The sequence below is a fragment of the Labrenzia sp. 011 genome, assembly GCF_003075075.1.
GTDB lineage: Bacteria > Pseudomonadota > Alphaproteobacteria > Rhizobiales > Stappiaceae > Roseibium.
The window spans coordinates 57,327-74,680 of record NZ_QCYM01000011.1 but is presented as its reverse complement, the minus strand read 5'-3'; the positions used below and the strand labels follow the sequence as shown (position 1 = coordinate 74,680).

Below are 17,354 nucleotides of genomic sequence, written 5' to 3'. Positions count from 1 at the left end.
GTTGGCCCTGGGAGGCGCCCGTGACATTGTCCGGCGACGGCCGGGCTTGCGATCAGCAGATAGGTAACTTTGAGCGATTGCTCAATCGATTATTTGAGCATTCACTCAAATGTGAGCCGAAACCACGATTTCGAGACAAGACAATCCGGACGGAAGATCCTATTTTTTACCCATGACACGAGCTCAACCCTATGACCGCGAAAAGGCGCTGGACGCGGCACAGGACCTGTTCTGGCGCAAGGGCTATCACGCCACCTCCCTGAAGGATCTGGAAGCTGCGCTGGCCATGAAGCCTGGCAGCATCTATGCCGCGTTCAAGAGCAAGGAGGCGCTCTACCTGGCAAGCCTGGAACGCTATTTCCTCGGCAGCCGCCAGGCCTTGCGCGACCAGATGGCCGGCGCCGCCACCGTTCTGGGCGCTCTGGCGGATCATCTGCGAAGCTACGGCGACACGACCGGCGCTCCGCCTCACGGCCGCGCCTGCATGATCGTCAAGACCCTTCTGGACACCACCGCCGACGACGGTGCGATTTCCGACAGGGCCCAGATCTATTTCGAGGCCCTGCGCGACGAATTCGCCGGCTTCTTCCGCCAGGCCCGGGACAACGGCGAGCTCCCTCCCGACGCCAATCCCGATCGCCTTGCCCGCCGGTACCAGGCCAATATCACCGCCCTCAGAGTGGAAGCGCATCTCGGCGGCGACCCCGCCGGCCTGAAGGATCTGGCCGAAAACATGGCGCAGGAGGTGGAGGAGCTGGGGAACGGCGGCTGACCGCATCAGGATTGAAACAGCAAAGGCACGGCCTGCCGCCGGAAGTCCGGACCGCCACTGCGTTGTCAAATCCCCTCAGAAATGAACCTTGATGCCCGCGAAGGGGCCATTGACGGTCAGATCGTCCATTTTGGCGGTATCGGAAAAATTCCAGTCCAGATAGCGCCACCCCACGACCGCATCGAACCTGTCGAAGCGGTAGCCGAGGCCACCGAGCGCCTGCCAGGTCAGGTCGCTTTGTCCGGTGCCGATGTCGCCATAATAAGTGACAAAATACCGGTCGGCGAAATTCGTCTGACCCCGAAGGCCGACAATGCCGTCCCAGACATGCCCCTGACCGACGACCTCGCCACCGACCCGCCCGATGTTGAAACTGAGGTCGGACTCGAGCCAGAGATAGCGCGTACCGGCAAACGCCTTGAGTTCGGTGTTGTCGGTCTGCAGGAAGGAATACCCGACAGCCGTGGTGTTGATGAACGCCTGCATCTTGACACCGACACCGGTCTCCACCGGCCGGCCGATGATATTGGCCGTGGAGGTACGGGTTCCCTGGAGATTCATGTAAATGAAGTCCGAAAACCCCGTCCATCTTCCGTTCTGCGCCGTTAGACCGGCCATTGCCGTAAAGTTAAGATTCTGCAGGATCTGCCAGAGCGGCAGCTCCATCTTGTCTCCCCTGGCGGTTTCAAGATCGATCTGGGGGAGCCATCCATAGACATCCGCACTGAATTTCCAGCCATGATCAGACTGAAAAGACGGCGGGCTTCCACCGGAAATATCCTCCGCATCCGCAGCTGACCAGGAGCCGGCTGCAAGGCCTGCCGCAATCAGCAGCTTTGAGATGATGCCCTTCATCCTGCTCCCTTTTCGTATTTTTCAGATCCGATTTCACGCGCTGATAAAATCTATAGGCCGTCAGGTCTTCCTTGCCAATGCGGTGCGCCGGTTATTCTCGAGACGTGCACGTCAACGTCCGGCGCGCCCCTCATGCCGGCTGTCCGGCTCGCGTCAAACGAACGCGAACAGGCCTGCCATCGACCCGATCCGTCAGCACTTCTTGAGAGAAATCAGCTGTTCCGGATTGGCGAAATCGGCATCGTTGGCGTGAACGATCTCGATGACCTTCAGATAGACATCCTGCTGGACCTCCAGCCATTCGGCCCATTTCGTGGTCTTCGTGAAACAATACACCATGATGTTTATCGAGTAATCGCCGAACTCGTTGAAGTAGACGAGCAGGTCCTGCGTCAGGTCGATATTCCGGTTCGCACGCAGCATGGCGCGTATGTCCGCGACGATTGCATTGACCTTGCCGGCATCCTCGTAGCGCAGATTGATTGAGGTGGTGATGCGCCTGTTCGACATCTGGCCGGGGTTCTCGACACTGATCGAGGAGAAAAGCGAATTCGGCACGTAAAGGGGGCGATTGTCGAACGTGGTGATTCTGGTCATTCGCCAACCGATCTCCTCCACCGTGCCTTCGATATCGCGGTCCGGAGACCTGATCCAGTCGCCAAGCCTGAAGGGGCGGTCAAAATAGAGCATGACGCCGGTGAACACGTTGCTGAGGACGTCTCTGCCTGCGATGCCGATGGCGATGCCGCCAAAGCCTCCGAACGCGAGGAGGCCGGACAGGCTCAGTCCCAGATGCTCGCCGAACAGAAGCACGAGAGACAGGACGATCGCCAGCTTGATGACCCGTGCGACACTTGTCGCCGACGTCCGGTCACTGCCTTTCTTCACCTGTTGGTAGGTCAGGCGGTTGATCAGCCGGAACAACCGCTCCATGGCCGTCAGGCCGATTGCCGCGAAGGTCAGATTGTCAATTATTTCGGGCTTTATCGTCGTGATATCATAGGCATGAAGCAGTCTGTCGATCGTTCTGTTGACGGTCAGCAATGCCCCAGACATGGCGACAACATAGATGAAATGTATTGTTATGCTTCTCGACAGACCGCTCCTTCGCCGCATGACAAACAGGCATGACAGCACGATGGAAACAAGAACAAGGAAGATGGCTGCGTTTATCCAGTAAACCGTCATGATATCAACCTGTTGCCGTGACGCGCAGCCGCGATGCGGGCAGCGTGGAGCAAGGAGAGAACGGCTCCGGATGCCGCCCGCCGAACCGTCTCCACGGCAGTCGGGAGGACGCAAGCGAGGGAGCCGGGGGCGGGCGCGTCAGGGCACCGCGGCCCTCATCCCAGGGCACGCCGACCGGAGCGGATCCGGTCCGGCGCCACCGGGAGGTGTCTTCAGGCCTGAAGCGGATTCGTAAAGAGATTGTAGCCAAGCGACTTGGCGACCGCCGCGACCGCCGCCTGACCGCGAACGCTGTTGCCTGCCGTGTCGAGCGGCGGAGAGAATGCGGCAATCCCCATCACGCCCGGGACCACGGCCATGATGCCGCCGCCGACGCCGCTTTTCGCCGGAAGACCCACCGTATAGGCCCAGTCTCCGGAGGCCGTGTAGAGCCCCTCCATCATCATCTCGGCCAGGATCGGAGCCGTGTGCTCCGGCTTGATCACCTGTTCGCCGGTCCGCGGATTGACGCCGCCTGCGGCCAGGGTCGCTCCCATCACCGCCAGGTCTTCCGCCGTGACCAGGGTCGAGCACTGGCGCGTATAGACGTCGACCGCCTTGACCGGATCGCAGAAGCAGGAGCCGGCACTATAGAGCAGCCAGGCTATGGCCCGGTTGTGGAAATTCGTCTCCTGCTCGGACTTGTTCACCGTCGCACTCAACTGGATCGGCCGCCCTGCGAAGCGGCTCTGCATGTCGAGAATCGCGTCCCAGCTGGCATCCGCGCTGTCGCCGGGCGCCAGGCTCGCCGACGCGATGGCCCCCGCATTCACCAGCGGCGACAGGGGCTTGCCGTTATGCAATTCAAGCGCCATCACGGAATTGAACGGCAGTCCTGTCGGATCGGCGCCGATCTTCTCACGCACGGCCTCCGCACCGATCCTTTCCAGCACCAGCGCAAGCGTGAAAACCTTCGAAATGGACTCGATGGCGAAGCCGTAGCCGGCATCGCCCATGGTGTGGGTCTCGCCCGAGGCCGTCACAACTGCAATCCCCAGAAGGTCGGAAGGAACGGAGGCGAGGAAGGGGATGTAGTCGGCATTTTGGCCGCCGTCGACCGCCATGGCGGCCGCATGGCCGGCGGCCAGCGCCGCCTTGATGTCGGATCGGGTCATGATGTGCCTTTTTATTGATGGACTGCAGCGCCGAGCGGCGGTTTCCCGCCGCACGGCGCTGCCTCTTGCCAATTTCCGCCGGCGCTAGTCGCCGCGCGGCACGAGGTGATGGGTTGCCCGTGCACGTGGATGGATCGCGAAATGTCCCAGAGGCGCGTTGTGCATCTTGATGTGCACCATATCGGCCTCGACTGTCTTCCCGCTCTTGTCATGGAAGGCATAGACGATGAACGGAATGACGAGAACGATCAGGAAACTCACCACCAGCAGACCGACATAGATCTCGTTGCTCTCGCCGCCGGGCAGGCCCGAGGGCGGAACGAAGGAGATGACGAATGCCAGCAGCGAGACGATGAACCCCGCTCCCGCAACGGTGAGCCGGAAGCCGGTACCGCCCGGCAGCCGGTAGCTGCGCTTCTTCTCCGGATACTTCAGGGTCAGGCTCATGTAGGCCAGGAACAGCATGAAGTAGGTGATGAGATAGAGCACCACGGTCAGGGACATGGCGATCAGGAACGACATGTTGCTGCCCGACATGTTGGTGAACACGACGATGGCCACCGTGGTGATGCACAGCTGGAAGATCACCAGCGGCACCGGCACGCCGTTCTTGTTCACCTTGGCGGCGACCGCCGGCAGGATACCGTGCTGGGCGGTGACATACATGCCACGCGAGGGGCCGACGATCCAGGCAGCGATTTCCGCCAGAACCCCGAGCACCAGAAGCGCGGCGACGATACGAACCGCCCACTCGAAACCCGGTCCATGGCTGGTGATCAGTGCTTCATAGGTCTTCACCACGCCGGTGGAGAGATTGATCTGGTCGTGGGGGATCACCGAGGCAACCGCCAGGCCGCCGATCGAGCTCAGCACGATTGCCGCGATCATCAGCAGGAACATGGCGAGGGGATAGTCGCGGCCCGGATTTTTCATCTCGTTGACATGGGTAGCCGAGGCCTCCACGCCCATGTAGCTCAGGATGAACGCCACAAAGACGACCATCGTCCCGATCTGGGTGAAATTCGGGAAGAAGGTGGAGGCATTCATCTCGATCTCGAGCCTGGCACCGCTGGCGATGTGCCAGATGGCCAGCCCGACAAGCAGCAGGGCCGGCACGAGAATGCCTGCGAAGAAACCGATCTTGGCGATCTGTGCCGTGTATTTGGTTCCGCCGAATTGGGTCAGCGCGAGAGCCCACAGCAGGACGATCGCAGCGATGGTTTTCACCACCGGATCGTTGTTCAGCTCCGGCCAGTCGAGAATGTAGGAAAGTGCCCCGAGCACGAAATAGAGCATCGGCAGAAAACCGATGGCGATCTCAAGATAGGTGAACGAGATGGCCGCGAAGCCCCAGCGTTCGCCGAGCGTATTGGTCACCCAGGCAAAGACACCGCCTTCTTCCCAGCCTTCGACGGTTGCCATCTCCGCCGCGCAAAGGGCAACCGGAATGAACCACAGAATACCGCCGAGCAGCAGGAAGAACACCAGCGAAAAGCCCGATGTCGCGAAAGTCGGATATTCATAGACCGCCATTACCATCGACGCGGTGATGGCGAAGAATCCCATGAGGGTCAGCTGCTTGGCACCTGCGCTTCCGGCCGGCGCGCTCGCGGCTCCGGCCTTGGTCGAGTTGCTTGTCATGATACGCCCCTTTGACAATGTTTCGTTTCAGGAGCGCCGCTTGACGGACCGTGCCCGCCAGACGGCGCGAATGGGGCTCGCCCGGACGGGAAACGTCCTGCCAGCACGCCCGTGTTCCATCAGTTGTGGTTGAAACCGCTGGCCTCGCTCTCCGTCATCGGCCTGGAGACGGGGTGCCGGTCGAAATAGTCGATCGCCCGCTTCATGTCCTCGATGAGAAGGCTCGCCAGGTCTATGGAAACCCCGTGGCGTACGAGAATGCGCTGGATGACGAGGTCTTCCCGGTTGGCGGGCATGGAATAGGCGGGAACCTGCCACCCGCGGCTCCGCAGCCGGTCGGCAAGGTCGTAGAGGGTATAGCCACCGATGCCGGTGTCCTCCTTGAGCTTCCAGCACAGCGCCGGAATGCCCCCCTGGCTGTCGCCGTCGAACAGGACCTCGAAGGGCCCGAGAGCGCCGATCTCGCGGGCAAGATATTGCGCGGTCGCGTAACAGGCGTTGTGAACCTTGGCGTAGCCTTCCCGGCCGAGACGCAGGAAGTTGTAATACTGCGCGATCACCTGGCCGCCGGGGCGGGAGAAATTGAGCGCGAAGGTCGGCATGTTGCCGCCCAGATAGTTCACGTTGAAAATCAGGTCTTCGGGAAGATCCGTCGCTTCACGCCAGACAACCCAGCCCACGCCCAGCGGAGCAAGTCCGAACTTGTGCCCCGACGCGTTGATCGATTTGACGCGCGGCAGACGGAAATCCCAGGGAAGGTCCGGCGCGCAGAACGGAGCAAGGAAACCTCCCGATGCTCCGTCGACGTGAATCGGAATGTCGAGCCCGGTCTCGTGCTGGAGCTGGTCGAGAGCATCACTCACCGCTTTCACCGGCTCGTACTGGCAGGTGAAGGTGACGCCCAGGGTGGGAACGACGCCGATCGTGTTTTCGTCGACGCGCTTCAGGACCTCCTCGGCATTCATGATGAGACGGTCGCCCTCGAGCGGAATTTCGCGCAGCTCGACATCGAAATAGCGTGCGAACTTGTGCCAGCAGATCTGCACCGGACCGCAGATCATGTTCGGCTTGTCTGTCGGCTTGCCTTCAGCCTCCCGCTTCTTGCGCCAGCGCCACTTCATGCCGAGACCACCGAGCATGGCCGCCTCCGAGGAGCCGACCGTCGAACAGCCGAGCGTGCCCGTGGCGTCGGGAGAGTTCCACAACCCGGCCAGCATGGCCACGCAGCGCGCCTCGATATCGGCGGTCTGCGGGTATTCGTCCTTGTCGATCATGTTCTTGTCGATCGACAGGTCCATCAGCTCGTGGATTTCCTCGTCCACCCACGTCTGGCAGAAGGTCGCCAGATTCTGGCGCGAGTTGCCGTCGAGCATCAGCTCGTCGCGCACCGAGGCGAAGACGTGGCGCGGCGCACGCTCGGACTGCGGAAACGCATCCTTGGGAAGGGCCTGCGCCAGATCCCCGGACGAATAGACGTCGTCCAAAAGTTCGTCTCGAATATTTTCGCGTTTTTTATTCGTCATTTCTCATTTCCTTTCTACGCCTCGGTAGAATTTTGGGTATTCACAGGCATTACCCATGCAGATAATGCGATGGATTCATGTATTTCTGGATTTTGACCAGGCTTTATCTCGGAGATTTTTATGAATTGAGCTGGTATCGAAGGTGTCTTCGCCACCGGGGAAGACCGGACCGAATACCGGTGTCCGGTTCCCCGGGCAGCGCGCGAGCCTGTCGCGGACCGAGCCCTGCAACAGGCTCCCTGCCGCATCCATACAGGCGTTCGGCTGATTGACGATTGCCCTCGGCAAATCGGAAACCGCACGCATCCCTGGGCGGACATTCGGCGGGAGGGCCCTGCAACAAGGTCTGGCGGGACCAAACCGGGACCACGAAAGGTTGATCAATCTCGCCAGTCATCACATCTTCCCGCAGGGTAATGGACATCAATAAGACCATCCACAATTTTATTACTTAAAATTTCACAGTCTTGACGCAAGTCCGCTTACGCGTACGCAAGGAAATACACACGATATTTACTTGATTGTATTTCATAGAGAGACTTTTAACGTCAATATCCCAAATGGGATATCTTGGCGGAATTAATGTTTCCCCGACTTGCCGCGCCTTCCGGCTTATATGAAAATTCCGCTATCGAAGGTCACCGTGACATGGCGCAGGGCGGTACCCTCGCGCTTGCGGCGAAAATTCGGGGAAGCGTTCCATTGAACCCAGTCGACAGTCAGTTCCTTGAATCATTCAGCGACACGGTCCGCGCAATCTACGACGCAGCACTTTCACCGGACGCATGGCCTGTCGCCCTGCATCGCATCGGCGAGCTGTTTGCCGCCCGGGGGGCGGTGATCTACTTCAACAACGGCGGCGGCGACACCGATTTCCTTTTCTCCGAGGGCGTGGGTCACGCTGTCCAAATCTACCAGGACGAAGCCTGGTGGCAGCGTGATGTGCATGCGCAACGGGCCATGGAGATGCACCTGACGGGCGGTGACATCTTCACTGACCAAAGCGTCGCAACGAAACAGGAAATCGAGACCCTGCCGATCTTTACCGATTTCTTCCGGAAGGTGGGATTCGGCTGGCTGATGGGCTGCGTCATCGTTCCCGACCTTGACATGTTCGCTTCGGTTTCGGTGCCCCGCGCCAGGGAGCGGGGACCCTTCACCGCAACGGAGATGGACATGCTGCGCCTCCTCAGCCGGCATGTGGAACAGGCACTGCGGTTGTCACTGAGGATCGCCAATCTGGAAAGCGCACAGAGGGTCCTTCAGCAGATCCTGGACAAGATCGAGGCCGGTCTCTACGTGCTCGACGCACAGGAACGCATAGTGCTGGACAATCAGGTGGGCCGCGCGCAATTCAGCGATTTCTTCACCCTCTCCGACGGCCGCCTGACGGCACTCGACAAAGACAGCGCCCCCCTGTTCGACACGCTCCTCGCAGACGCCCGGAGCGCTGCAGGCCTGCAATCGACACCGCGCTCCTGCATGCTTGGCAGCGAAAATGACCAGCGGATTCTCATATCGGCCCTGCCCCTGACCGACTCCGGCAGGACGCAGCTCAATCTGACCGACACGGCGCGCACGCTCGTCCTGACAACGCCGGCGGAACACGACTCGCTGATCAATCCGACGGCCCTGCGTGACATCTTCGACCTGTCGCTCGGCGAAGCGCGACTGGCCTCGCTGGTCGGGGGCGGCGTCACCGTGCGAAAGGCCGCCAGCCAGCTGGGCGTTACCGAGGGCACCGCCCGGGTCGTGCTCAAACGGATTTTCCAGAAGCTCGGGGTCAAGCGGCAGGCGGAACTCGTGCTGCGCATGTCCGCGCTCGGCCGGCATCAGTCCTTCCACCTGGAAGGTTATACCAACCGCAGTTGATAGGAACCCATTTGACCGCGTTGGGAGGGTGTTCGGCAGGACAGCGTCCTCACCCGGCCTCGTTCACCACAAGCTGCATCCGGTCCGCCGCCACGCGCGCCCGCGTGTACTGGACCGGACGGCCGGTCATGTCCAGGTTGACGCTTTCCATCACCATGACGGGCTGGCCCAGCGCCAGGCCGAGCTGGCGGGCATCGCCCGGCTCGACCAGTTCGGCGGTGATCCTGGTTTCCGTGCGCCGGTAGTCCGCGATGCCGGCGCGTTTCAGGGCCGTGGTAATGGAGCCGTTTTCGGCATAATCCGCGACGAAATTCGGCACGCGCGCCTGCTCCAGCCAGTTGGTGCCCACAATCATCGGCACCCCGTCGGCTACGCGCAGGGTTTCCACCCGCAGGAGGGCCGTGCCGAGCGGCACCTTCAGCTGGTTGGCGAGCAGCGCGTCGGCCTCTTCCACCGCCGAACCGATAAGCCGCCCGTCCGGAGCCCGGTCCTGGCCGGAAACGATCTCCGAAAACCGCGTTCTCGGACCGATGGGATAGCTGAGCGGCGCGGAGGCCACAAAGGTGCCCCGGCCCTGGTCGGCGCGCAGGATGCCTTCACCGGTGAGCGCCGCGATGGCCCGGCGCACCGTGTGCCGGTTGACGCCGAAGCGGGCGGCCAGCTCGGACTCCGCCGGCAGCCGGCTGCCTTTCTCGAACGCTCCGCTGACGATCTCCGCCTTGAGCGTTTCCATGATCTGGCGCCAGACGGCAATGCCCGCGCCGCGGTCGAGTGTGCTGTGGGTCGTCATGCGTCCGTCATCAAATTTCGCTACCAAAGAGTCAAACATAATATTTGTATAGACAAATAGACAACATAAGACTAGACACTCCGCACAAATCGCTCTCCCGCCCGGCGATCGGCATCCGTCCGCACGACCGCCAAGTTCCCAGAAGGCGCTTCATGACCGAAACCACATTCAATGACCGGACCGGGACTGCCGCTGACGGCGACCGGAAGAAAATCATGGCGACGCTGGCGGCGGCCACGCCGGAAGCCGTTGCCGAGAAATTCGAAAGCCTTGCCCCGCCAGCCTTCGACCTTGTCCGCCAGCCCGAAACCGGCCTGGTGATGGTGCGCGGCCGCATGGGCGGCACCGGCAGCCCGTTCAATCTGGGCGAGGTCACGGTGACCCGCTGCGTCGTCCGCCTGGAGACCGGTGAAACCGGCAGCGCCTACGCCCTTGGCCGCAGCAAGAAGAAGGCCCTGCAGTCGGCGGTGATCGACGCGCTCTGGCAGCGTCCGGAAGCCCGGGCGCGGATCGAGACAGACATCATCGCCCCGCTCGCCGCCGCACAAAAATCCGCAGCGGAGACCGTGCGGCAGGAAACCGCGGCAACGAAGGTGGACTTCTTCACCATGGTCCGGGGAGACAACTGATGACCGCAAAGCAGGACACCCAGTCCTTGGGCGCAAAGGCGCCGCTTGCCGCCGGGTTCCGCGATCCCGTCCATGATGCCCAGGCGTGTTTCCGGGCGGTCATGAACGCCATGGCCCGGCCGGGCAGCCGGCAGCCGGTCGGCGCGCCGGACCTGACCCCGCCCGCGCCGCTGACCCCCGTTGCGGCGGCGCTGGCCCTGACCCTCCTCGACTATGACACCCCCCTCTGGCTCGACAAGCCGCTGATGGCATCCGGCGCGGTCAAGGCCTTCCTCCGCTTTCACACCGGGGCACCGATCGTCAGCGAGCCTGTGGAGGCGGCCTTCGCGCTGGTTTCCAGTCCGGGACAGATGGTTCCCCTGGCCGGCTTCAACCAGGGCTCGGCCGAATATCCGGACAGCTCCGCTACCGTCATCCTTCTGGGACAGGACTTCCAGGCGGCGCAGACAGTGACGCTGAGCGGCCCCGGCATCGAGAACAGCACGGTTTTCTCCACCGGACCGCTTCCCCCGGTGTTCTGGGAGCAGGCCGTTGCCAACAGCCGCCAGTTCCCGCGCGGCATCGACCTGATTTTCGCCGGGTCCTCGGACATTGCCGCCCTGCCCCGTTCCACCCGCATTCTGCCGACGGAGGCCTGACGCCATGTATGTAGCCGTCAAGGGTGGCGAGAAGGCCATCCGCAACGCCCACAAGCTCACGGCGAAACGCCGCCGGGGGGACACCTCCGTTCCGGCGCTGACGCTGGAGCAGATCGCGCAGCAGCTCTCCCATTCGGTCGCCCGGGTGATGGGCGAAGGCTCGCTCTACGACGAGACGCTGGCCGCCCTGGCCATCAAGCAGGCGCGCGGCGACCTGATCGAGGCCGCCTTCCTGATGCGCGCCTACCGCACCACCCTGCCGCGCTTCGGCTACAGCACACCGGTCGACACCGGCGCCATGCGGATCGAGCGCCGGATCTCGGCCACCTACAAGGATCTGCCCGGCGGTCAGGTTCTGGGTCCGACATTCGACTACAGCCACCGCCTGCTGGACTTCGCCCTTGCGGCGGAAGACGACGGCGTGCTGCGGACAGCCGAAACGGCGGAGAGCGTCGATGAGGCCATGCCACGGGTGACCGACCTGCTCGGCGACGAGGGCCTGATGGAACCGGATCCCGTCAGCGACGAGGACACCCCTGTCGGCGACCTGACCCGCGAGCCCCTCTCCTTTCCCGCCGACCGGGACCTGAGGCTGCAGAACCTTGCCCGCGGCGACGAGGGCTTCCTGCTGGCTCTCGCCTATTCCACCCAGCGCGGCTACGGCCGCACCCATCCCTTCGCCGGAGAGATCCGCTATGGCGAGGTGGAAGTGGAATTCTTCGCCGAGGAGCTCGGGTTTGCCGTCACTCTCGGCTCCATCAAGGTCACCGAATGCCAGATGGTCAACCAGTTCGCCGGCTCTGCCCGGGCGGCCCCGACCTTCACCCGCGGCTACGGGCTGGTCTTCGGTCAGGTGGAACGCAAGGCCATGTCGATGGCCATGGTCGACCGGTCGATGCGCTGGCAGGAACTCGGCGAGGAGCAGGTGGCGCCCGCGCAGGACATCGAGTTCGTCCTGTCCCATTCCGACAATATCCAGGCGACCGGCTTCGTCGAGCACCTGAAACTGCCGCACTACGTGGATTTCCAGGCCGAACTCGATCTGGTGCGCCGCATGCGCGCCGAATGGTTCGGCAGACGCGAACAGCAGGAAGAGGGCGAAGCCGCCCCGGAGGCCGCCCAATGACCGATACGGCACGGATACAGGACAGCATTCACGAGCAGGACGAATACAATTTCGCCTATCTGGACGAACAGACCAAGCGCATGATCCGCCGGGCGATCCTCAAGGGCATCGCCATTCCCGGCTACCAGGTGCCCTTCGCCTCCCGGGAGATGCCCATGCCCTATGGCTGGGGCACCGGCGGCGTCCAGGTGACGGCGGCGATCCTCGGCAGAAACGACTGCCTGAAGATGATCGACCAGGGCTCCGACGACACCACCAACGCGGTCTCCCTGCGCGGCTTTTTCGAAAAGACCGCCGGAGTCCGGACCACCTGCGAAACGGCGGAGGCCACCATCATCCAGACCCGCCACCGCATTCCGGAAAAGCCCCTGACCGGGGAGCAGATCCTGGTGTTCCAGGTACCGATCCCCGAGCCCCTGCGCTTTCTCGAACCGCGCGAGACCGAAACCCGCAAGATGCACGCGCTGGAAGATTACGGTCTGATGCATGTGAAACTCTACGAGGACATCGCCCGGAACGGCCACATCGCCACCACCTATGCCTATCCGGTAAAGGTCAACGACCGCTATGTGATGGACCCCTCGCCGACGCCGAAATTCGACAATCCCAAGATCGACCGGATGGCCGCCCTGCAGCTCTACGGCGCAGGCCGGGAAAAGCGCATCTACGCCATTCCGCCCCATACAAAGGTCAGGAGCCTGGATTTCGAGGACTATCCCTTCGAGATCCAGCAGTTCGACAAGCCCTGCGGCCTGTGCGGCGCGGACAACGTTTATCTCGACGAAGTCATACTCGATGATGAGGGCGGACGCATGTTCGTCTGTTCGGACAGCGACTATTGCGAGGAACGCCGCGCGCAGGGCCATCTGGGACCCATGGCGGCGGATCCCGCCGCCGCACGGATCGGCACGAAGGAACCCGCCTGATGACCCTGTTTCACGCAGAAGACCCGCTGCTGCAGGTCCGCAATGTCACCCGCTACTACGGCGACCGCATCGGCTGTTCGGAGGTCTCCTTCGACCTCTGGCCGGGCGAGGTCCTGGCGATCGTCGGGGAAAGCGGATCGGGCAAGACCACCTTGCTCAACTGCCTGTCCACCCGCCTCGCGCCGACGGCCGGCGCCATCGAGTACCGCATGCGCGACGGCGCCATGCGCAACCTCTATCAGCTCAGCGAAGCCGAGCGCCGGCTGCTGATGCGCACGGACTGGGGTTTCGTGCACCAGAATGCCGCCGACGGCCTGCGCATGAATGTGTCCGCCGGCGCGAATGTCGGCGAACGGCTGATGGCGGTCGGTGCCCGCCACTACGGCAACATCCGTTCTGCCGCCGACGACTGGCTGGGCCGGGTGGAGATCGACAGCGACCGGATCGACGACGATCCGCGCTCCTTTTCCGGCGGCATGCGCCAGCGTCTGCAGATTGCCCGCAACCTGGTCACCCAGCCGAGACTTGTCTTCATGGATGAACCCACCGGCGGGCTGGATGTTTCCGTGCAGGCGCGCCTGCTGGATCTCCTGCGCCGTCTGGTCGCCGATCTCGGTCTTTCGGTGGTGATCGTCACCCACGATCTTGCCGTGGCCCGGCTGCTGTCGCACCGGATCATGGTCATGCGCCAGGGCAACGTCATCGAAACCGGCCTGACCGACCAGGTGCTCGACGACCCGCGCGAGCCCTACACACAGTTGCTCGTTTCTTCCATTCTCCAGGTGTAAAGGAGGTCCCGGATGCCTGTCCGTCTCTACCTCAACAACGTCGGCAAGTCCTTCACCATGCATCTGCAGGACGGTGCCGTGATCCCGGTGGTCGACAACGTCGAATTTTCGGTCGATGCCGGGGAGTGCGTCGTGCTCGGCGGCCCTTCAGGCGCCGGCAAGAGTTCGATCCTGAAGATGATCTACGGCAACTACCGCTGCGACGAGGGCCAGATCCTGGTCACCGTCGGCGACGAGATCATCAACGTGGCCGGGGCCGAGCCGCGCCGGATCCTGACCCTGCGCGAAAGCACCATCGGCTATGTCAGCCAGTTCCTGCGCACCATCCCGCGTGTTCCGGCCGAGGACGTGGTGGCCGAGCCGCTGATCGCGCAGGGCACGGGCGAGACGGAAGCACAGGACATGGCGCGCGCCCTGCTCTCCCGGCTCAACGTGCCCGAACGGCTGTGGACCCTGCCGCCGGCAACCTTTTCCGGCGGGGAGCAACAGCGGGTCAACATCGCCCGCGGTTTCATCGCCCATTACCCGGTCCTGCTGCTGGACGAGCCGACCGCTTCCCTCGATGCCGCCAATCGGGCGGTGGTGGTCCGGCTCGTGGAAGAGAAAAAGGCGCAGGGCGTCGCCATGGTCGGAATCCTGCACGACCAGGATGTCCGCGACCAGATTGCCGACCGGATCGTGGACGTCACCAAATTCGGTTCCGAAGCGGCTGCCTGAAGCAATTCGCCGGACGGGCGGGACGGAAACCGGGGAAAGCCTTGCGGGCATATGAAAACTGTCACAGAAAGGTCACCGCCTCTCTTTAGGTCATGCCTCTCCAACATGAAATCGTGATTCCGGACATGCGTTACGCCATCTATTTCGCCGCCGAAGCCGACGATCCGCTGATGCAGCTCGGCAATGCCTGGCTTGGACGCGACCCGTTCTCCGGCAGGGAGCTGGCCCAGCCGGTGATCGAAGGCCTCGCGCCGGACCGGTTGTTCCAGTTGACCGCCAGCCCGCGCCGCTACGGCTTTCACGGTACGCTCAAGGCACCCTTCCGGCTCCGCGACGGAGAGAGCGAAGCGGCACTTCTGGACGCCTGCGCCGCCTTTGCCGGCTCGGTCGCGCCCTTTGACATCCAGGGCCTCGACGTCAACCGGCTCGGGAAGTTCCTCGCTCTGACCCCGAAGGGAACCGAACCGGACCTGCAGGCCTTTGCCGCCCTGTGCCTGCGCAGCTTCGAACCCTTCCGCGCTCCGCTGAGCGACGACGACCTGGCCCGGCGTCGCAGAAGCGGGCTGACGTCCCGCCAGGATGCCTATCTGGCCGCATGGGGCTATCCCTATGTTTTCGAGGAATTCCGTTTCCACATGACCCTCTCGGACAAGCTGGACGATGATACGGAAGCCGCCGCGCTGACACGGGCGGCGCAATCGTTTTTCGCCGATGTCACCGGCCGGCCGCGCAGCTGCCGCACCTTCGGACTCTATGTCGAACCTGAGCCCGGCGGTCCGTTTCAGGTGCGCGGGATCTTCACCCTGACCGGCACCGTCACACCGCAGGCGGCAGAACAACAGACAGGCGGGTCCTCCCGCAAGGAGAACGCATGAGCACGCATCCGAAAGTCTTCAGAAACGCCAGGCTCGTTCTGGCCGATGAGGTCATCGACGGGTCTCTTTCCCTCGACGGCGACGGCCTGATCGAAGCCATCGGATCGCCGACAGAGGCCGACGGGCACGATTGCGACGGCGACTACCTGCTGCCGGGACTGGTCGAGCTGCACACCGACCACCTGGAGACCCATTACGCCCCGCGCCCGAAAGTCCGCTGGAACGCCATCTCCGCCGTTCAGGCCCATGACGCGCAGATCGCCTGCGCCGGCATCACCACGGTATTCGACGCGCTCAGGGTCGGCATGGACGAGGACGCGGACCTGCGCTATCCGGACATGCGCATTCTCGCCGACGCCATCGAGACTGGCCAGAGGGAACAGCGCCTGCGGGCCGATCACTTCATTCACCTGCGCTGCGAGGTCTCCGCGCCGGACGTCCTGGAAGCCTTCGAGGTCTTCCGCAACGATGACAGCATCCGGCTGATCTCGCTGATGGATCACACCCCCGGACAGCGCCAGTTCGTTTCGCTGGACTCCTACAAGGTCTATTATCAGGGCAAGAAGGGGTTTTCCGACGCGGAGATGGAGGAGTTCATCCGCCGCCGCCAGCAACGCGCCAGCGGTCTGGCACCGGAGAACCGCAAGCAGCTCTCTTCCATCGCCCTGGAACGCGGCATCGCCATTGCCAGTCATGACGACGCCACCCGCGCCCATGTGGACGAGGCAATCGCGCTGCAGACCAGGATCGCCGAATTTCCCACCACCGTCGAAGCCGCCCGGGCCTCTCACGAAGCCGGCATGGCCGTGCTGATGGGCGCGCCGAACGTGGTGCGCGGCGGCTCCCACTCGGGCAATGTCTCCGCGAGGGAGCTGGCCGAAGCCGGCTATCTCGACGTGCTGTCCTCCGACTATGTGCCTGTCTCGCTTGTCCAGGCCGCATTTCAGCTTGCCGACGAGGTCGAGGCAATTTCCCTTCCCCAGGCCGTCGCCATGGTCACCTCGACCCCGGCAAAGGCCATCGGCCTGAACGACCGCGGCGTGCTGCAGCCGGGACTGAGGGCCGATTTCATCCAGGTGAAACTGGTCGGAGACGTCCCCATCGTGCGCGGCGTCTGGCGCGAGGGTCGCCGGGTTGCCTGAGGAGGCCGCAAGGCTCGGTCCCGGCCGCATGGTGCTTGTCGTCGGCCCCAGCGGTGCCGGCAAGGACACGCTGATGGAAGCGCTGCAGGACAGGCTTCGCGGCCGCAGCGACGTGCAATTTGCCCGCCGGGCGATCACCCGGCAGGCGGATGCGGACGCAGAGGACCACGACACGCTGGACCGGGCCGGCTTCGAGCGCCTGGTCTCCACCGGCGAGGTCGCCCTTGCCTGGGAGGCCCACGGTCTGGGCTATGTCATCCCGAAGACCTGCGACGCGGTCATCCGCGCCGGCGGCACCGTCATTGCCAATGGCTCCCGCCGGGTCCTGAGGCTGGCGGAACGCAAGTACGAAAACGCGCTGGTTCTTCTGATCACCGCCCCGGTCGACATCCTCGCCGAGCGCCTCGCCGCCCGCGGCCGCGAAACCCGGGAAGAGATCAGGAGGCGCCTGGAACGTGCGGACCTGGAACCGGAAAACGTCACGAACCTGATCCGCATCGAGAACACCGGCACGGTGGACGACGCCGTCACGAAGATGATGGCGGTGCTGGAGCTTTCCGGGGACGACTGAATTCCCGGACGGATGCCGCCCCGGATCAGCCCCCGCTCATCCTTCGGAAAGTCACCGGATTGAACTGGGCGCACCCGGGCTGTCGGGTCTTCGCCACCTTAAATTGTACCCTTACCGTTAAAAATCACGATGATTTTTGCCGATTCA

17 protein-coding genes are annotated in these 17,354 nt (G+C 63.1%); 11 read left to right on the top strand and 6 right to left on the bottom strand.

All coding sequences use genetic code 11. The annotated features are described in order from the left end of the window. Nucleotides 1–172: 172 nt before the first annotated feature. Nucleotides 173–772 (top strand): TetR/AcrR family transcriptional regulator, encoded by a 600-nt coding sequence (locus tag DCO57_RS13235; RefSeq protein WP_116699379.1) that lies wholly within the window; start codon nucleotides 173–175, stop codon nucleotides 770–772. A 75-nt stretch (nucleotides 773–847) separates the two neighbouring features. Here the strand turns inward: DCO57_RS13235 and DCO57_RS13230 are convergent, their stop codons facing one another. From DCO57_RS13230 to DCO57_RS13210, 5 genes are all read right to left on the bottom strand, one after another. After that, nucleotides 848–1,627, bottom strand: coding sequence for a hypothetical protein (locus DCO57_RS13230; RefSeq protein ID WP_116699378.1), 780 nt, complete (start codon nucleotides 1,625–1,627; stop codon nucleotides 848–850). Nucleotides 1,628–1,819: 192 nt separating this feature from the next. Then, complete coding sequence (locus DCO57_RS13225) at nucleotides 1,820–2,683, bottom strand: mechanosensitive ion channel family protein (protein WP_279629135.1); 864 nt, start codon at nucleotides 2,681–2,683, stop codon at nucleotides 1,820–1,822. A 344-nt stretch (nucleotides 2,684–3,027) separates the two neighbouring features. Next, a complete protein-coding gene (glsA, locus tag DCO57_RS13220; RefSeq protein WP_208977943.1) occupies nucleotides 3,028–3,972 on the bottom strand; it encodes a glutaminase A in 945 nt (314 codons plus the stop codon). A gap of 81 nt (nucleotides 3,973–4,053) precedes the next feature. Continuing rightward, the gene (gene gadC / locus DCO57_RS13215) at nucleotides 4,054–5,610 is read right to left on the bottom strand and encodes a glutamate:gamma-aminobutyrate antiporter (RefSeq protein ID WP_116699375.1); all 1,557 of its coding nucleotides are present in this window, start codon (nucleotides 5,608–5,610) and stop codon (nucleotides 4,054–4,056) included. Nucleotides 5,611–5,729: 119 nt separating this feature from the next. Next, nucleotides 5,730–7,133: a glutamate decarboxylase gene (locus DCO57_RS13210; protein ID WP_116699374.1), complete on the bottom strand. Its 1,404-nt coding sequence runs from the start codon at nucleotides 7,131–7,133 to the stop codon at nucleotides 5,730–5,732. Nucleotides 7,134–7,835: 702 nt separating this feature from the next. On the opposite strand from DCO57_RS13210, the gene DCO57_RS13205 reads away from it, so the two are divergent. After that, the gene (locus DCO57_RS13205) at nucleotides 7,836–9,005 is read left to right on the top strand and encodes a LuxR family transcriptional regulator (RefSeq protein ID WP_133192671.1); all 1,170 of its coding nucleotides are present in this window, start codon (nucleotides 7,836–7,838) and stop codon (nucleotides 9,003–9,005) included. 49 nt (nucleotides 9,006–9,054) lie between these two features. On the opposite strand, the gene phnF is transcribed toward DCO57_RS13205, so the two are convergent. Next, entirely contained in the window at nucleotides 9,055–9,795 is a 741-nt protein-coding gene (phnF, locus tag DCO57_RS13200) for a phosphonate metabolism transcriptional regulator PhnF (protein ID WP_116699372.1), read from the bottom strand. A 152-nt stretch (nucleotides 9,796–9,947) separates the two neighbouring features. Here phnF and phnG point away from each other — a divergent pair, with 152 nt between their 5' ends. From phnG to phnN, 9 genes are all read left to right on the top strand, one after another. Beyond that, nucleotides 9,948–10,424 carry a phosphonate C-P lyase system protein PhnG gene (gene phnG / locus DCO57_RS13195; RefSeq protein ID WP_208977936.1) on the top strand — a complete coding sequence of 159 codons (477 nt, stop codon included), beginning with the start codon at nucleotides 9,948–9,950 and terminating at the stop codon, nucleotides 10,422–10,424. Beyond that, nucleotides 10,424–11,062 (top strand): phosphonate C-P lyase system protein PhnH, encoded by a 639-nt coding sequence (phnH, locus tag DCO57_RS13190; RefSeq protein ID WP_116699371.1) that lies wholly within the window; start codon nucleotides 10,424–10,426, stop codon nucleotides 11,060–11,062. The genes phnG and phnH overlap by 1 nt, the downstream gene beginning before the upstream one ends. 4 nt (nucleotides 11,063–11,066) lie before the next feature. Continuing rightward, entirely contained in the window at nucleotides 11,067–12,188 is a 1,122-nt protein-coding gene (locus tag DCO57_RS13185; protein ID WP_116699370.1) for a carbon-phosphorus lyase complex subunit PhnI, read from the top strand. A 26-nt stretch (nucleotides 12,189–12,214) separates the two neighbouring features. After that, on the top strand, nucleotides 12,215–13,114 hold the full coding sequence (locus DCO57_RS13180) for an alpha-D-ribose 1-methylphosphonate 5-phosphate C-P-lyase PhnJ (RefSeq protein WP_116699460.1): 900 nt from the start codon (nucleotides 12,215–12,217) through the stop codon (nucleotides 13,112–13,114). Then, nucleotides 13,114–13,902 (top strand): phosphonate C-P lyase system protein PhnK, encoded by a 789-nt coding sequence (phnK, locus tag DCO57_RS13175; RefSeq protein WP_116699369.1) that lies wholly within the window; start codon nucleotides 13,114–13,116, stop codon nucleotides 13,900–13,902. Before DCO57_RS13180 ends, phnK begins: the two co-directional genes overlap by 1 nt. A gap of 12 nt (nucleotides 13,903–13,914) precedes the next feature. Then, complete coding sequence (gene phnL, locus DCO57_RS13170) at nucleotides 13,915–14,619, top strand: phosphonate C-P lyase system protein PhnL (RefSeq protein WP_116699368.1); 705 nt, start codon at nucleotides 13,915–13,917, stop codon at nucleotides 14,617–14,619. Between the two features lie 125 nt (nucleotides 14,620–14,744). Next, complete coding sequence (locus DCO57_RS13165) at nucleotides 14,745–15,494, top strand: DUF1045 domain-containing protein (protein ID WP_116699459.1); 750 nt, start codon at nucleotides 14,745–14,747, stop codon at nucleotides 15,492–15,494. Further along, complete coding sequence (locus DCO57_RS13160; RefSeq protein WP_116699367.1) at nucleotides 15,491–16,636, top strand: alpha-D-ribose 1-methylphosphonate 5-triphosphate diphosphatase; 1,146 nt, start codon at nucleotides 15,491–15,493, stop codon at nucleotides 16,634–16,636. The genes DCO57_RS13165 and DCO57_RS13160 overlap by 4 nt, the downstream gene beginning before the upstream one ends. Next, nucleotides 16,629–17,207, top strand: coding sequence for a phosphonate metabolism protein/1,5-bisphosphokinase (PRPP-forming) PhnN (gene phnN / locus DCO57_RS13155; RefSeq protein WP_347876555.1), 579 nt, complete (start codon nucleotides 16,629–16,631; stop codon nucleotides 17,205–17,207). Before DCO57_RS13160 ends, phnN begins: the two co-directional genes overlap by 8 nt. Nucleotides 17,208–17,354 lie beyond the last annotated feature (147 nt).

Excerpts from the sequence above, each read along its gene's own strand:
- phnF (WP_116699372.1), bottom strand. The coding sequence starts at position 9,795 with ATGACGACCCACAGCACACTCGACCGCGGCGCGGGCATTGCCGTCTGG.
- DCO57_RS13165 (WP_116699459.1), top strand. The coding sequence starts at position 14,745 with ATGCGTTACGCCATCTATTTCGCCGCCGAAGCCGACGATCCGCTGATG.
- phnG (WP_208977936.1), top strand. The coding sequence starts at position 9,948 with ATGACCGAAACCACATTCAATGACCGGACCGGGACTGCCGCTGACGGC.
- phnK (WP_116699369.1), top strand. The coding sequence starts at position 13,114 with ATGACCCTGTTTCACGCAGAAGACCCGCTGCTGCAGGTCCGCAATGTC.
- DCO57_RS13225 (WP_279629135.1), bottom strand. The coding sequence starts at position 2,683 with ATGTCTGGGGCATTGCTGACCGTCAACAGAACGATCGACAGACTGCTT.
- DCO57_RS13230 (WP_116699378.1), bottom strand. The coding sequence starts at position 1,627 with ATGAAGGGCATCATCTCAAAGCTGCTGATTGCGGCAGGCCTTGCAGCC.
- DCO57_RS13235 (WP_116699379.1), top strand. The coding sequence starts at position 173 with ATGACACGAGCTCAACCCTATGACCGCGAAAAGGCGCTGGACGCGGCA.
- phnH (WP_116699371.1), top strand. The coding sequence starts at position 10,424 with ATGACCGCAAAGCAGGACACCCAGTCCTTGGGCGCAAAGGCGCCGCTT.
- DCO57_RS13210 (WP_116699374.1), bottom strand. The coding sequence starts at position 7,133 with ATGACGAATAAAAAACGCGAAAATATTCGAGACGAACTTTTGGACGAC.
- phnL (WP_116699368.1), top strand. The coding sequence starts at position 13,915 with ATGCCTGTCCGTCTCTACCTCAACAACGTCGGCAAGTCCTTCACCATG.
- DCO57_RS13160 (WP_116699367.1), top strand. The coding sequence starts at position 15,491 with ATGAGCACGCATCCGAAAGTCTTCAGAAACGCCAGGCTCGTTCTGGCC.
- gadC (WP_116699375.1), bottom strand. The coding sequence starts at position 5,610 with ATGACAAGCAACTCGACCAAGGCCGGAGCCGCGAGCGCGCCGGCCGGA.
- DCO57_RS13185 (WP_116699370.1), top strand. The coding sequence starts at position 11,067 with ATGTATGTAGCCGTCAAGGGTGGCGAGAAGGCCATCCGCAACGCCCAC.